12 protein-coding genes and 1 other RNA gene are annotated in these 14,143 nt (G+C 58.4%); 5 read left to right on the forward strand and 8 right to left on the reverse strand.

The annotated features are described in order from the left end of the window. Positions 1-18: 18 nt before the first annotated feature. From AVI_RS11105 to AVI_RS11130, 6 genes are all read right to left on the reverse strand, one after another. Positions 19-1,524 (reverse strand): Do family serine endopeptidase, encoded by a 1,506-nt coding sequence (locus AVI_RS11105; RefSeq protein WP_417883628.1) that lies wholly within the window; start codon positions 1,522-1,524, stop codon positions 19-21. Positions 1,525-1,869: 345 nt separating this feature from the next. Continuing rightward, entirely contained in the window at positions 1,870-2,787 is a 918-nt protein-coding gene (gene hflC / locus AVI_RS11110; RefSeq protein ID WP_015916449.1) for a protease modulator HflC, read from the reverse strand. 1 nt (position 2,788) lies between these two features. Next, positions 2,789-3,901: an FtsH protease activity modulator HflK gene (gene hflK, locus AVI_RS11115; RefSeq protein WP_041698081.1), complete on the reverse strand. Its 1,113-nt coding sequence runs from the start codon at positions 3,899-3,901 to the stop codon at positions 2,789-2,791. Positions 3,902-4,149: 248 nt separating this feature from the next. Beyond that, positions 4,150-4,671, reverse strand: coding sequence for a dihydrofolate reductase (locus AVI_RS11120; protein WP_015916451.1), 522 nt, complete (start codon positions 4,669-4,671; stop codon positions 4,150-4,152). Between the two features lie 113 nt (positions 4,672-4,784). Beyond that, a complete protein-coding gene (locus tag AVI_RS11125; RefSeq protein WP_015916452.1) occupies positions 4,785-5,177 on the reverse strand; it encodes a DoxX family protein in 393 nt (130 codons plus the stop codon). 235 nt (positions 5,178-5,412) lie between these two features. Then, positions 5,413-6,207, reverse strand: a complete 795-nt coding sequence (locus AVI_RS11130) for a thymidylate synthase (protein WP_015916453.1) — start codon at positions 6,205-6,207, stop codon at positions 5,413-5,415. A gap of 151 nt (positions 6,208-6,358) precedes the next feature. Here AVI_RS11130 and ssrA point away from each other — a divergent pair. The 5 genes from ssrA to AVI_RS11155 all read left to right on the forward strand — a co-directional run bounded on the left by ssrA (position 6,359) and on the right by AVI_RS11155 (position 8,717). Further along, positions 6,359-6,726: a transfer-messenger RNA gene (ssrA, locus tag AVI_RS29215) on the forward strand. Between the two features lie 281 nt (positions 6,727-7,007). Further along, positions 7,008-7,517 (forward strand): SspB family protein, encoded by a 510-nt coding sequence (locus tag AVI_RS11140; RefSeq protein WP_015916454.1) that lies wholly within the window; start codon positions 7,008-7,010, stop codon positions 7,515-7,517. Between the two features lie 26 nt (positions 7,518-7,543). Further along, positions 7,544-7,756: a DUF4169 family protein gene (locus tag AVI_RS11145; protein WP_015916455.1), complete on the forward strand. Its 213-nt coding sequence runs from the start codon at positions 7,544-7,546 to the stop codon at positions 7,754-7,756. 125 nt (positions 7,757-7,881) lie between these two features. Continuing rightward, on the forward strand, positions 7,882-8,106 hold the full coding sequence (locus AVI_RS11150; protein ID WP_041698082.1) for a ribbon-helix-helix domain-containing protein: 225 nt from the start codon (positions 7,882-7,884) through the stop codon (positions 8,104-8,106). Positions 8,107-8,438: 332 nt separating this feature from the next. After that, positions 8,439-8,717, forward strand: a complete 279-nt coding sequence (locus AVI_RS11155; protein ID WP_015916457.1) for a hypothetical protein — start codon at positions 8,439-8,441, stop codon at positions 8,715-8,717. A gap of 128 nt (positions 8,718-8,845) precedes the next feature. Here AVI_RS11155 and AVI_RS11160 read toward each other — a convergent pair whose 3' ends face one another. Both AVI_RS11160 and AVI_RS11165 read right to left on the reverse strand, forming a co-directional pair. Then, positions 8,846-12,538 carry an AsmA family protein gene (locus tag AVI_RS11160; protein ID WP_015916458.1) on the reverse strand — a complete coding sequence of 1,231 codons (3,693 nt, stop codon included), beginning with the start codon at positions 12,536-12,538 and terminating at the stop codon, positions 8,846-8,848. A gap of 75 nt (positions 12,539-12,613) precedes the next feature. Then, positions 12,614-14,023, reverse strand: coding sequence for an FAD-binding oxidoreductase (locus tag AVI_RS11165; RefSeq protein WP_015916459.1), 1,410 nt, complete (start codon positions 14,021-14,023; stop codon positions 12,614-12,616). Positions 14,024-14,143 lie beyond the last annotated feature (120 nt).

The raw sequence follows: 14,143 nt of genomic DNA on the forward strand, positions 1-14,143 counted from the left end.
TCGACTCTCAAAAATACCCTATTCCAGCGGCACGGCCACGAAACGCAGATCGCCCTGCGGGGTTGCCACCATCAGGTGAATGGCACGACGACCATCTGATTTCAGCTTGTCGATTTTCTCCGCCAAGGCTTCTGGCGTGGCGACGAATTCCTGCGCCACTTCCACGATCACTTCACCGGTTTTCAAGCCCTTCTGGTCAGCGGCGGAGCCCTGCTGCACATCTGTTATCAGCAAGCCCTCGACGCTCTTGGCAATCGAATTGGCGGCCCGCTTCTCATCATCAAGCGCCTCGACACTCATGCCAAGCACCATGCCGCTGGCCGCTTCATCCGTGTCCTCGCTGTCGCTGGCTTTTGGATCGGCCTGTTCGCTGTCCTTGGCTTCCGTCGCCTTGTCGTCAGGCAATTGCGCCAGCTTCACTTTCAGTGTTTCCCGCTTGCCGTCACGAAACACCACGACATCGATATCCTGATTGATCGGGCTTTCGGCCACCGTGCGAACCAGATCGCGGCTTTCGGCAATATCCTTGCCGCCGAAGGAAATAATCACGTCTCCGGTTTTAAGCGGCCCCTTGGCCACCGGACCGTCTTCAATAATGCTGCTGACCAGCGCACCCCGGCCCAATTTGATTCCTGCCGACTTGGCCAGATCATCCGGCACCGGCTGAATGCGCACGCCCAGCCAGCCGCGCCGCGTCTCGCCAAAGTCGCGGAGCTGCTTGATGACATTTTCGGCCAGTTCCGACGGCACGGCAAAGCCAATACCAATGGAGCCGCCACTCGGCGAAATGATCGCGGTATTGATACCAATCACCTCGCCTCGCATGTTGAACAACGGGCCACCGGAATTGCCTTTGTTGATCGCCGCATCGGTCTGAATGAAATTGTCATAAGGTCCGGCATTGATATTTCGGCCCCGGGCCGAAACGATGCCGAGCGTCACCGAACCGCCAAGCCCGAAGGGATTGCCGATCGCCATCACCCAATCGCCGATCCGCATCACCTTCGAATCGCCGAATTTTACCGCCGTCAGCGGTTCCGTTGGTTCAACCTTCAACAGCGAAAGATCGGTCTTGGTGTCGGTGCCAATCAACTTGGCCTGCAATTTCGAACCGTCGGAGAAAATCACTTCGATATCATCGGCATTCTCGATGACATGGTTGTTGGTGACGATGTAACCAGCGGGATCGATAACAAAGCCGGAGCCGAGCGAATTGACCTTATGGTTGCTGCCTTTGCCCTCGCGATTCTTGTAGAAATCTTCAAACAGATCCTCAAAGGGCGACCCTTTCGGCACCTGTGGCAGCGGCGCTGCATCGTCATCATCGACATTCTGCGACGTCGCGATGTTGACCACCGCACCGAGAAGTCCCTCGGCGAGATCAGCGACGGGCGCGGGGCCACCCTGCGCGGGTCCAGGCGTTGCGGACGCGCCAGAGGCTGGCGGCGGCGGGGGAACCGGGGCTGCGGTCTTGACCTGGCCGAAGGCAGCCGTGCTCGTGGCCGCAGGCCCAAAGCTGACCATGCCCCCGACAACAAGAGAGGTCAGAAGGCGGGTGGCCGGTCCGCAACACTTGATCATAAGCTTCCCCATCGTGAGTTTCATTCCTACTCGCATCCGACCGATCATAGGACGCATGGCTACAAACCGAAACCGCCTTGCCGGGTTTGTTCACGCTATCTTGAGTATAGGGCGGCGTCATGGCGCGGAGTGCCGTTTATACCCGTCCCCCAAAATGCGCAGGCATCGTCGTTTCGAAGGATTTCGGCAATCTCAAATGCATCAGGCGGTTGAAATATTTGCAAATGGCATACCCATAGAAAAAGGGGCCGGAATGACCCGGCCCCTTTGACTTTAAAGATGTGTCTATCAGTTGGCAGCAGGTGCTGCGGGCGCTGCCGCCCCAGTGCCAGCCTGCGAACGGAAAAACTTGAAGAATTCCGAATTCGGCGACAGCACCATAGACGTGCCATTGGTACCCAGCGATGCCTCATAGGCTGCCATCGAACGGTAGAACTCGAAGAAGGACGGATCGCGCTGATAGGCATCCGCAAACACGCGGTTGCGTTCCGCATCACCCTGACCGCGCAGGATTTCCGAATCGCGCTGCGCATCGGCCTGCAACTCGACAACCTGACGGTCGGCGATGGCCCGGCGACGCTGGCCCTCTTCGTTACCACGCGCCCGGATCAGTTCGGCTTCGGCCAGACGCTCGGAGCGCATCCGGGCATAGGTCTGTTGCGAAATCTCCTGGGTCAAGTCGGTGCGGCGAATGCGCACGTCCTCAATGGTAATACCAAGGTTTTCCGCATCCGATTTCAGATCGTCGGCAACCTCCTGCATCATCTGCGAACGGGCATCCGACAGGGCAGCCTCGAAGCCGCGCAGACCGTAGACCCGACGCAAGGATGCATTGAGACGGGTGCGAAGCCGCGCTTCCGCCAGGTCACGATCACCACCCGAAACGATCCCGATAAAGCGGCGGGCATCGGTGATCTTGTAGATCAGGAAGGCATCGACCTCATAGAACTTGCCGCCGGAAACCTGGACACGGATATTGTCGAGATCAAACCGCAGGGACTGATCGGAAATGATCTGCACCTTGTCTGCGCCGGCAAAGGCGAAGGGCATTTTGAAGTAAAGGCCAGGCTCGCTATAGACCGCCTTGATCTGGCCGAAGCGCACGACAACGGCCTGCTGGCGCTGGTTGATGACGAAAACCGACGAATAGACCAGCAGAAGAACGATGGCTAAGCCGATCAGCACGGCAGGAAGACGATTGGTCATCTTACTTGCCTCCCTGTGCTGGCTGGCTGCCCATGCGGCCGATTTCGTTCAACGGCAGATAGGGAACGACACCCTGGCCCTGCTCATCGACGATCACCTTGTTGGATTTCTTCAGGACCTGCTCCATGGTTTCAATGTAAAGCCGCGTGCGTGTCACGTCCGGCGCCTTGGTATACTGGTCGTAGATCGAGATGAAGCGCTGTGCCTCACCCTCGGCTTCCTTCACGACGCGATCCTTGTAGGCAGCAGCCTCTTCCCGCATCTGCGCGGACTGGCCACGGGCCTGACCAAGCTTCTGGTTGGAATATTGGTTGGCTTCCTCGACGAACCGGTCTTCGTCCTGCTCGGCACGCTGCACTTCATCGAATGCATCAGCGACTTCGCGCGGCGGCGCCGCATCCTCGATAGCCACCGAATTGATGGAAATGCCGGAACCGTAGTTGTCCATCGTGCCCTGGATGATGTTGCGCACGTCGACAGAGATAGACTGACGGGCATCACGGAAAATTTCCTGGGCCGGGCGACGTCCGACGACTTCGCGCATGGCGCTCTCCGCCACCTGCTGCAAGGTCTGCGGCGGGCTTTCGAGATTGAACAGATAGGCCTTCGGATCGCTGACCGTGTACAACACGGAAAACTGCACGTTGACGATATTCTGGTCGCCGGTCAGCATCAGGCCAGCCGTGGAATTGGATGCCACCTTCGCACCGATATTCTGTTGCTGCTCGGTCACCTTGACCTTCTCCACCGTTTCAAACGGCCAGAGATGGAAATGCAGACCGGGTGCGGAAATTTCGTCCTTCGGCTTGCCGAAGCGCATTTCCACACCGCGCTCATCCGGCTGCACGGTATAGACCGCCTGGGTCAACCAGAGACCGGCCACAGCCAGCACGACGATCAGGCCCATGCCTCCGCCCAGACCACCGGGAACCAGGTTCTTGAACTGATCCTGCCCGCGCTTGATAATGTCTTCCAGATCCGGCGGCTGCTTGCCACCGCCGCCACCGCCATTGCCGCGAGGCCGATTCGGTCCCTGCCCCCACGGTCCTCCATTGTTGTTATTACCACCGCCGCCGCCCCAGGGGCCGCCGCCGTTCTGATTACTCCAAGGCATCAAAACCTCTTTTTCTGAGAATGCTCCCAACAGCGCCATGGAGCTCGTAAACCCGGCACGACGCTGCAAAACCTCTAGTCTCCTGCACAATCCACGATAAAGACTATTTCAGTCCATAACTGTTGTGCAAAGGCCCGCAACGGCGCCGTCAAAAAGGCATCCACCCGGATTAATCCCGTTATAGGGATCGCGGCGACGCCTTTCAACGAAAAGGCCCTAACTTCTTCGATTTCTATGGAAATAAACGGTTATAAAGCCGCTTTTCGCCGATAGATCGCGTAGCGCGTGGCGAAACTGTCGCGTTCGCCCGCCGGCACAGCCTCTTCATGCAGTTTTTCAAACTGTGACGGATCGATTGCCGGAAAAACTGTATCGCCATCGGCAATCTGCGTTTCCACATGGGTGACATGCAGGACATCAGCCAGCGGCAATGCCTGCCGGTAGATTTCACCGCCGCCGATCACGCAGATCTCCTCGCCCCCCAAATCTTCGGCAATCTGCCCTGCCCGCTCAAGCCCCGCCTCAAGGCTACGCACGGTTTCTACCGAGGGCATGGCGATATCGGCGTGGCGGCTGACAATCACATGCGGGCGGCCGGGAAGCGGCCGGGACCCGAAACTCTCAAAAGTCTTGCGGCCCATTACCAGTGGCTTGCCAAGCGTCAGCGCCTTGAACCGCTTGAGATCGGTGCTCAGCTTCCAGGGCATGTCGCCATTGCGACCGATCACGCCGTTGTTTGAGACGGCAACGACAATGGAGATTTTCGGCATGATCTGCTCTCTTCATTTACCGAGCGGAGTGGTGTCACAAGCCACCGTAAACGTCCATGAAAAAGGCCGCCGTCAACAGGACGGCGGCCCGAAATACATCCCTTGCAGGCAAACTATTCCTTACGCATCGCCGCATCGACGCTAAGCGGGCCGGGACCGGCAAAGACGATGTAGAAAAACACGAAGCAGAACAGGATAGCTGGCTCGCCGTGATTGTTCATTGGGTAGAAGCCCATCTGAGCATGCACGAGGAAATAGGCAAAGGCACACATGCCCGAAGCGATGAAGGCGGCTGGGCGGGTAAACAGGCCGATGGTGATCAGTGCGCCGCCAACCAGTTCGATGCAGCCGGCAATCCAGGGCAGTGACATCACAGCCGGGTTCATATCCGACGGTGGGAAGCCCAGAAGCTTGCTCATGCCATGTTCAAGAAACAGCAGGCCCGCAATAATACGCAGGATGCTGAGGACGGTCGGAGCCCAAGGGCTCAGTCGAGTGAAGATCATGAAACCTAAACCTTTTTAGGAAGAAACGATGTGAGACCGAAACCACAGCTGCGGCATTCTGTCACTGAAATTCTTCATAACGTTGTCGTGACCACCACCGAAAAATTGTATCGTACCAAATGCCGGTGAAAATGGCTTTGGTATTCCCTTTGCAAACATCTCAAGCGGTGCAAGCATTTGAGATATTTGCAATGCCTTCAAGGCGAGGATGCGTGAGCATGTCAGAGACTGTGTATCACACGGCAATCGGCGCCTTGATGACGGGATCGGCACTATAATTTTCCAGGCTGAAGTCCTCGAAGGCAAAGCCGAAAACATCCTTCACGTCTGGATTGATCCGCATCACCGGCAGGGGTTTCGGCTGCCGGGTCAATTGCAGCCGGGCCTGCTCGAAGTGATTGGCGTAGAGATGCGCATCCCCCAGCGTATGAATGAAATCGCCAGCTTTCAGCCCCGTCACCTGCGCCACCATCATGGTCAGCAGCGCATAGGAGGCGATATTGAAGGGGACGCCAAGGAAAATATCGGCGGAGCGCTGGTAGAGTTGGCACGAGAGCTTGCCATCGGCCACATAGAACTGGAACAGGCAATGGCAGGGTGGCAGCGCCATCTCGTCCACCTCGGCCGGATTCCAGGCCGAGACGATATGGCGACGGGAATTGGGGTTGGTCTTGATGCTCTCGACGAGATTGGCGATCTGGTCGATATGGCCACCGCCGGGCTTTGGCCAGGAGCGCCACTGGGCACCATAGACCGGTCCGAGATCACCGTTTTCATCGGCCCACTCGTCCCAGATGGAAACGCCATTTTCCTTCAGATAGGCAATATTGGTATCGCCCTTCAAAAACCACAGGAGTTCATGGATGATCGAGCGCAGATGCAGCTTCTTGGTGGTCAGGACCGGAAAGCCCTGCGCGAGGTCAAACCGCATCTGATAACCAAACACCGAGCGCGTGCCGGTGCCGGTGCGATCGCCACGGTCGGAGCCGTTTTCCATCACATGTTGCAGGAGATCGAGATATTGCTTCATGGTCGGTGCCTGCCGTTTGTCATTTGAAACAAGCTTTACCTCCGAAACCCGTGCCAACGGAAGTCGAAACAGCATCAAACACCGTCATATCCCAGCATTTCCAAGGGTATTATCCGCATTTGTCACGAACCCGTTAAATTCAGGTGATGCCGGTCTTTTCATCCGTGCGGAAAACACCTATATCCACCTTGCCGGTGCTTGCATCGGCTATGGCAATAAACGGTCGGTGAAATAAACCTATTGGACCCGGGGGCGGTACCCGGCGCCTCCACCAAAAACCGGTCGGTCTTTGTGACCGGCTTTTGATGGGGGCGAAATAGGATCGACAAGGGCGTAAAGATCGAACTTTTGCTCGGCATGATACCACCGTCATCGGGTCACAAGTGTAGTTGCAAATGACAACAACGCTCAGGGTTACGCTGTCGCTGCTTAATCGCGGTGCCAGAAACCCAAACTAAGTCCTTACGGGTAGCACCGTAAGGCGGGGTTCGGAGGTACCTGGCAACAGAAACCTCCACTTTCCCTTCCTTTCATATCCCTTGCCCTTCAATATTTCTTTGTTTGGCCACAACCAGATGCCGTGCCTGTATGCTGGATGGCTTGCCATCTGATGGCTCCTTGCGCATCCAGCCACCGCTGTGTCCTCTCGTGGCCCTACCCTCGCCCTTGAGTTTGATTTATAGTGATATAGATAGAAGCGGAATCGGGCTTTGCGCCAACGCCTTGCATGGCTTATAAACAACAGACACGCGCATCATCCGTGATGCACATGACCGGACGCAGAAGAAAGACAGGACCATATGGGGCAGGACCACATCCGTTACGATATTCTGGCTCAGGACGCACTGCGCGGCGTTATCCGCAAGGTGCTGACCGAAGTCGCCGCAACGGGCCGGCTGCCGGGCGAACATCATTTTTTCATCACCTTCCTGACGGGCGCTCCGGGTGTGCGCATCTCCCAGCACCTCAAGGCCAAATATGCTGAGCAGATGACCATCGTCATCCAGCACCAGTTCTGGGACCTGAAGGTCACCGATAGCCTGTTCGAAGTGGGCCTATCCTTCTCCGACACGCCGGAAAAACTGGTCATTCCTTTCAACGCCATTCGCGGCTTCTACGATCCTTCGGTGAATTTCGAGCTGGAATTCGATGTGCCGCAGGTGGAAGAAGACGAAAACTCTGCCGAAATCACCGCCTATCCGCTGGCCGCCGAATCGGAAAAATCCGAGGATGGCGCTGCCGACAAGCCGGAAGGCGAAAAGAAGGAAGGCTCTGTCGTCTCCCTGGACGCGTTTCGAAAGAAGCAGTAAGGCGGGGCAGCCAAGGAAAGCAGCGCATGTCGGGCGAAGTCGTTAATCTGCGTCAGGTCAGGAAAGCCAAAGCGCGCACCGAAAAGGAAAAGATCGCGGATCAGAACCGCGTGAGTTTCGGGCGAAGCAAGGCTGAGAAAAACCTGACCAGCGCACTGAACGACAAGGCCCGCGCTGCTCTCGACAATTCAAAGCTGGAACCGACACCGACCAGTCCCGTGCCCGACGAACAGGGCTGAAAGCGACGTTTGTTTCTATTGCTCCTGCCAGCACTGTCCAAGCCAACATTGCCCAAGCCAGGATGCGGACGTGCCAAACCAGTTGCTTGCCTTTTTATGTCCCCTGAATGGCGCAGTCTATGCCGCTGATCCGCAAGCATTCTATTTCCCTGCATGGCCATCGCACCAGCTTTTCTCTGGAAGATGCCTTCTGGCAGGAAATTCGGGCGATTGCAGAAAACCGCAATGTTGCGATTGCTGCATTGATTGCCGATATTGACAGCAAACGCCCGGCTGATTGCAATCTCTCCTCAGCGCTGCGGCTCTATGTGCTGGAATGGCTCAAACAATCGGGTTCCGATTCGCATTGAAATGCGCTTGCCCGTAAATGGGCCAGTGATTCGGCAATCGATTCGCCAACACGACAATTTGGGCATTTTATATGCCCACCAAGAGGCCTGTCGTATTCCAGTTTACTGCCTGCTTAGCCAAGCAGATCCGTTTCAGGGGCGCATGAAGTAAAGTTATGTTAATCCGACCGACATCTCCGGGCAAAGGTTATGTTGAATAACGTTTCATTAGGAAACGACTATTATGGTCGGGCTGCGCTGAAAGCTGCAGGACGCCCGGGAATGATGCATAATTTCTCCACCCGATACGCCCCCTCCAACAGCGCCAACTTCATTTGAAAAGGATTTCAAATATGACAAGCGCAGTTTCTTCCCAGATGTCCATGCCGATGATGCCGCCTATGGGCCGCATGCAGAAGCCAAGCGAAGAGCAGACCACCACCGACGCGACAGCATCGACCAGCACCACCACCACAGCGTCTGCCAGCACCTCTTCCGAGACATCGTCGTCCGCCGAAGGTTCCGCACCCGAGGGTTTCGAAGGCTTTGAAGGCAAGTTCCCGAATTTCGGTGGCGGCAATATGGGTGGCGGCGCCATGCCTCCGTTTGGCCAGCGCGAAGCCTTTCTCTGAAATTTTCTGATCGATCTCTATCGAGACGCAGCACCGCTCTGCCATGATGGCATAGCGGTACTTTTTTGTCTTTTCGCCAGGCGCCAAGTTGATCAAGCAGTAAGCCACCGACCGTTATTGCACTCCCGTCATTGCACGCCGGGCAAATCCTCCAACTCCAGTTTAAAACCATTATTCGACCCATCGCGTGGTGTTGATGGCGCAGTGTTACCCGCACCGCGATCCGCCGCTCTCGCCGCCGCCTCCGCAGCCCGTGCTGCGGCATCAGCCGCCGCAGCAGCCTTGGCCTGCGCCGCCGCACGCTCCGTGGCCAATGCCGTATAATAGGCGACTTCTCGCCGCAGCCTTTGCTTTTCCAACACAGCCGCTTGCAATGTTTCCACCCGTCGGCGCTCACGCTCGAAAGCCTGGAGCGACAGGTAGCTTGCCATTTCACGAACATCCAGCTGCCGCTTGGGCGCAGCAAGACGGCCGCTCAACAGCAGGTGGACGGTCGGCGCGGCATCTCCTGTCGTTGCCTGCCCAGAACCCGTCTGGGCTGCGATAGCCTCCCCAGGCGCAGAGACCGCCGTAGCCGGATCGAAGGCGATCTGGACATTGGCATCGACGTCACCAGAGGCAACCGTCACCACGGCCTGCGCCTCGATAGCCGCATCCTTGGCTGGCACTTTAACGGCCTGCATCCGGGCTTTACCGTCACTCAGCGTAAACGGCATGGTCACGTCGCCCAGTCGGGCTGGCGCGCGGGCCAAAAGCGGTGTGAGGGCTGCGGAGACCTGCCCCGCCGTCACCTCACTGGTTGCGGCACCAAAAGCCACCGAGAGCGCCGGAAAGCTGGACAGGTCCAGTTCCGGGATAGCCAAGGCGGAGAGATCGACCTGGCCGGAACCGTTGACCGATCCCAGCAGGCCTTGGGCGCTGCTACCACTGCCTTCCGCCATCACTTGTAGCCTGGCTTGGCCAGACAGGCCGCTGTCAGGCCAGATCTTGCCCAAGTCCGCATTGGCAAGGGACACTCTGCTGCGCAGAAAAGCCGTACCCTGATTATTGGCGAGCGACATGCGCCCGGACAGAGCGCCGCCGAACAGAGTGCCTGACATATCCTCCAGCGCCATGCCGCCATCCACCAGCGTCAGGCGCGCTGCAACATCACGGGCAGCGGGCAGCGGGCCAAGACCGAGTGTGCCAGCTTTGAGGGCGATGTCCATCTGCATGTCGCCCCAAACGGGCGTCTGCACCTTTACCGCCGACAATGCATCGGATGCGGGGTCCTGGACCGGGCCGATCACAGTCGATGCCAGCCACTCGAGATCAATGGTATCCAGCGCAACAGCACCGCCGATTTTAACTGCGGAAGCGGTCGGCTCCAGCACCAGCGTGCCGGACAAACCGTCGCCCGCAACCGCGCCTTTGATATCGTGCAATTGCGTTTTGTTGTCGCCCTGCCGCTCGATGTCGCCGGTCAGGGTGATCGGCAGACCGGTGTCGATGCCGGGGAGACTGACTGCATTCATGATCAGCAATGGGGCAATATCGTCGCTGGCCAGTTCCATCTTGCCCTTGCCCTGCAAGAACAGGTCCGCACCAAGATTGACCGTGCCGCTTACCCCAAGCCGGGTCGCCCCAGATGTCAGCGACATCTGGCCATCCGCTGGCGCGGTGCCCTGCTGTTTCAATTGCAGGCTCAGTTTCGCACCGCCATCCATCGGCACCGGCAGCGGATCGAAGCCAAGCTGACCCAACAGCGCCGAAGGTTCTTCATTGGCAGCGGTCAGCGAAAAGCTCTTTTCAGAATCGTCGAACACATCGAACAGGCTGTCCTGCCGATAGGCGGCATCGACCGTCGTGCCATTGGCCTTGCCCTGTAGATCGACCTGCAAGCCGCCATATTGAGCATCCCCGAAACGGGTGTTTACCACGACGTCGGCATCGGAATACCATTGCCCGCTGGAAGCCAGCCGGGCCAGCAGCGGGTGCTGTGGCAATTGCTGATGCAGCATGGCCAGGAATCCGCTGATGTCGCCGGCATGCAGCATGACCTGCGCCTTGCCACTATAATCGGCAAGCGAGCCGGTGGCTTCGCCCGTCGCCTTGATACTGGCCCCGGCAAGATTGCCGATATCCAGCTTGCGCACTGAAAACCCGCCATCCTTGTAGGTAAACAGCCCGTCCACATCACGAGCCGTGATGCCGAATGCCGAAAAGGCATCGACCTTGATGTTCCCGGCGATCTGGTGGCTCAGCAGCGCATCATCGCTGGCATCGCCGGACACCAGCGACGCCAGTGCCTTCGTTGCATCAAAGTCGAAGGCATTGCCCGAGAGATCAAAGGACAGGCTGGGCATGACGCCATCGGCAGATTGCCGCTCGAGACGCCCATGCAGGCTGGCAGGCCCGATGGCCAATTCCAGCTTGTCGAACCGTTGCAGGTCGGAGGTCAGGTTGACATTGGCGGAAAAGCCCGCCGTGCGCAATTGCCGGATGGCCGGATCGACATCGCCCGATAGCCAGGAAGCCAGCCCGGACGGTTGGCTAGAGGCAACCAGCAGCGAACCGTTAAAGGAGGCCTGATCTTTCAGTTGTAGCCGTCCCGCGGCTTCCGCCTGGGTGCGGCCCGGCAGGGTGGCAACCGCCTTGTCCACCTGCCAGCCGGTTCCGGCTGGCCGCAGATCCAGGGTAATATCCCGGATCACGGTATCGCCAGCGACAATCGCTGGCAATTTCAAGCTGGCACGGCCCGGCATGTCGGGAATGGGGATCCGGTCTGCGAGCGCTATCAGCGACTGGATGCGCTGGCGGGCGGAATTCTGCATCTGCCGACCGGTCTTGCCCTTGGGCAGGCTGGGCGTCAGCTTATCGACGTCAATCTGCTGGCCCTCGGCTGTCAGCAGGAATTCCGGCGCCTTGCCGCTATCCAGCGTCGCCTCGCCGGTGATGATATAGGGCTGGTCGCTGGCGCCGATTTCCATCCGGTATTCCGGAATCCGCACCCGATCATTGGCCAGTTCGAACTTGCCCTTGATGCGCGGCGGCAGCACCGGATTGCCCATTGGTGCGCTGACCTGACCGTCCTCAGCATTGGCGCGCAGGGCCGCCAGGAAGCTACCCTGCAATGTCGGACGCTTGTCGACAAGCGCGAGATCGCCGGACAGGTCGATATCGACGGGCGTCGCATCCGGAGCGATATGGATTTTCACCGGCACGGCCCCCTTGGCCGGATCCGGCTGAAGGCTGGACAGCGAGAAATTGCCGGACTGGCCATCCAGCGCCCCCTGCCCCAACACCGTCCAGGGACCAGCCAGCGAGCGGGCCGTCATATCGGCATTGAGACCGTTGATCTGGCGGGTGCGGCCTGTCTGCTGATCGACCAGGGTCACGGCACCATCGACGACCGTCACCTTTTCCAGCACGACATTGCGGCCCGGCAGGCTTGGCTGGCTGCCCTGCAACCAATCCAGCGAACCGTCCGGCAACAATCTCAGCCGCACATTCGGCTGCTCGATCCGCATGGCGAAAATCCGCGCTTCGCCGGACAGAAACGGCGCAAGCTCAGCATCCATGGAAAACCGCGCCACATGCGCCAGCGTCTTGCCGTCAGTACCAGGCCCGACCGTGACGTCATTCATCGTGATCGACGGAAACGGCAGGATACGCGCCTCGACAGCGCCGTGGACCACCACCTTTTTACCAAGAAGACGGCTGGCCTGATCCTCGAAATCCTTGCGGAAATCCGTCCAGTTGACGAAAAGCGGCGCCAGAAGCGCGGCAAACAGCGCCACCACGACCAATCCGCCAAACGCGATGAACAGTCTGCCTAGCACTGCGACTCCCTATGTTGTTTCATGCCCGTTATCATAACGGCTTACTCATTATCGTAACGGCTTTAAGCCTGCGGATCAAAGCCGGAAGATCTTGCCCGGATTAAACAGATTGTCGGGGTCCAGTCCACGCTTTACCTGACGCATCACATCTAATGCACCGCCAAGCTCTGCTTCCAGATAGGACATCTTGCCCTGGCCGACCCCATGTTCGCCAGTGCAGGTGCCGTCCATGGCCAGCGCCCGCTCGTTCAGCCGCGCCATGAACGCCTCCACCTTATCGACATTTTCGGCGTCCTTGTCGTCAAACAGGATCAGCAGATGGAAATTGCCATCGCCGACATGGCCGACAATCGGCGCCAATAGCCCGGTCTCAGCAATATCGGCCTGGGTTTCTGCCACGCATTCCGCCAGTTTGGAGATCGGCACGCAGACATCGGTGGACAAGCCCGCCAGTTCCGGGGCAAGCGCCCGGCCTGCCCAATAGGCGTTGTGACGTGCCTTCCACAGTTGGGCGCGCTCCTGCGGATCGGAGGTGAAGCGCAGGTCTTCGGCGCCATATTCCTCGGCAATGGCGGCAAATTGCTGCGCCTGCAAGGCCACCGTCTGCTCCGTGCCGTGAAACTCCAGAAACAGCGTCGGCCTTTCTGGCAGGCTGAGGTTGGAATAGGCATTGCAGGCTCGGACCTGCATGGCGTCGAGCAGCTCGATCCGCGCCACGGGAATGCCCATCTGGATGGTCATGATGACAGCATCGCAGGCCGATTTGACATCGGCAAAGGCGCAGACACCGCCACCGATCTTTTCCGGGATGCCCTGAAGTTTGAGGGTGATCGAGGTGATCACGCCCAGCGTGCCTTCAGCACCGACAAACAGCCGGGTCAGATCATAGCCCGCCGAGGATTTGCGGGCGCGGTGGGCGGTGCGGATTTCTTCGCCATTGGCGGTCACCACCGTCAGCGCCATGACATTGTCCTTCATCGTACCATAGCGCACCGCATTGGTGCCGGAAGCACGGGTCGAGGCCATGCCGCCGATGGAAGCATTGGCACCGGGATCGATGGGGAAGAATAGACCGGTATCGCGCAGATAGGTGTTCAGCGCCTCGCGCGTCACGCCGGGCTGAACGGTGCAGTCGAGATCCTCGGCATTGACCTCGAGAACCTTGTCCATCCGGGTGAAATCGATGGAAATACCGCCATGCGCCGCATTGACCTGCCCCTCGAGCGAAGAGCCAACTCCGAACGGCACCATCGGCACCTTATGCTGGGCGCAGGTCCGCACAACGGTCTTCACGTCCTCGGCGCTTTCGACGAAAACCACCCCATCGGGCAATTGCGCCGGCAGATAGGTGGTGGTGTGCGCATGTTGTTCCCGGAAGGACTGGCCGGTCTGGAACCGCTCGCCGAAGGACTGCTTGAGCAGATCCAGAACGGTTGAGATCCCTTCCTCGTTGCGAATTCCCGCCACAACATCCTTCCTGCTCATGCCCGTCTCCCTGCATCTCGAACCATTTTGTTAATTGGTTGCAGGTATGGCCAGAGCAGACAGGCTTGTCCAGTCATTGCGGCAGGAAATGCCGATATCATGTCAGGGTTAAAAGAACGA

Source organism: Allorhizobium ampelinum S4, assembly GCF_000016285.1.
GTDB classification, from domain to species: Bacteria; Pseudomonadota; Alphaproteobacteria; order Rhizobiales; family Rhizobiaceae; genus Allorhizobium; species Allorhizobium ampelinum.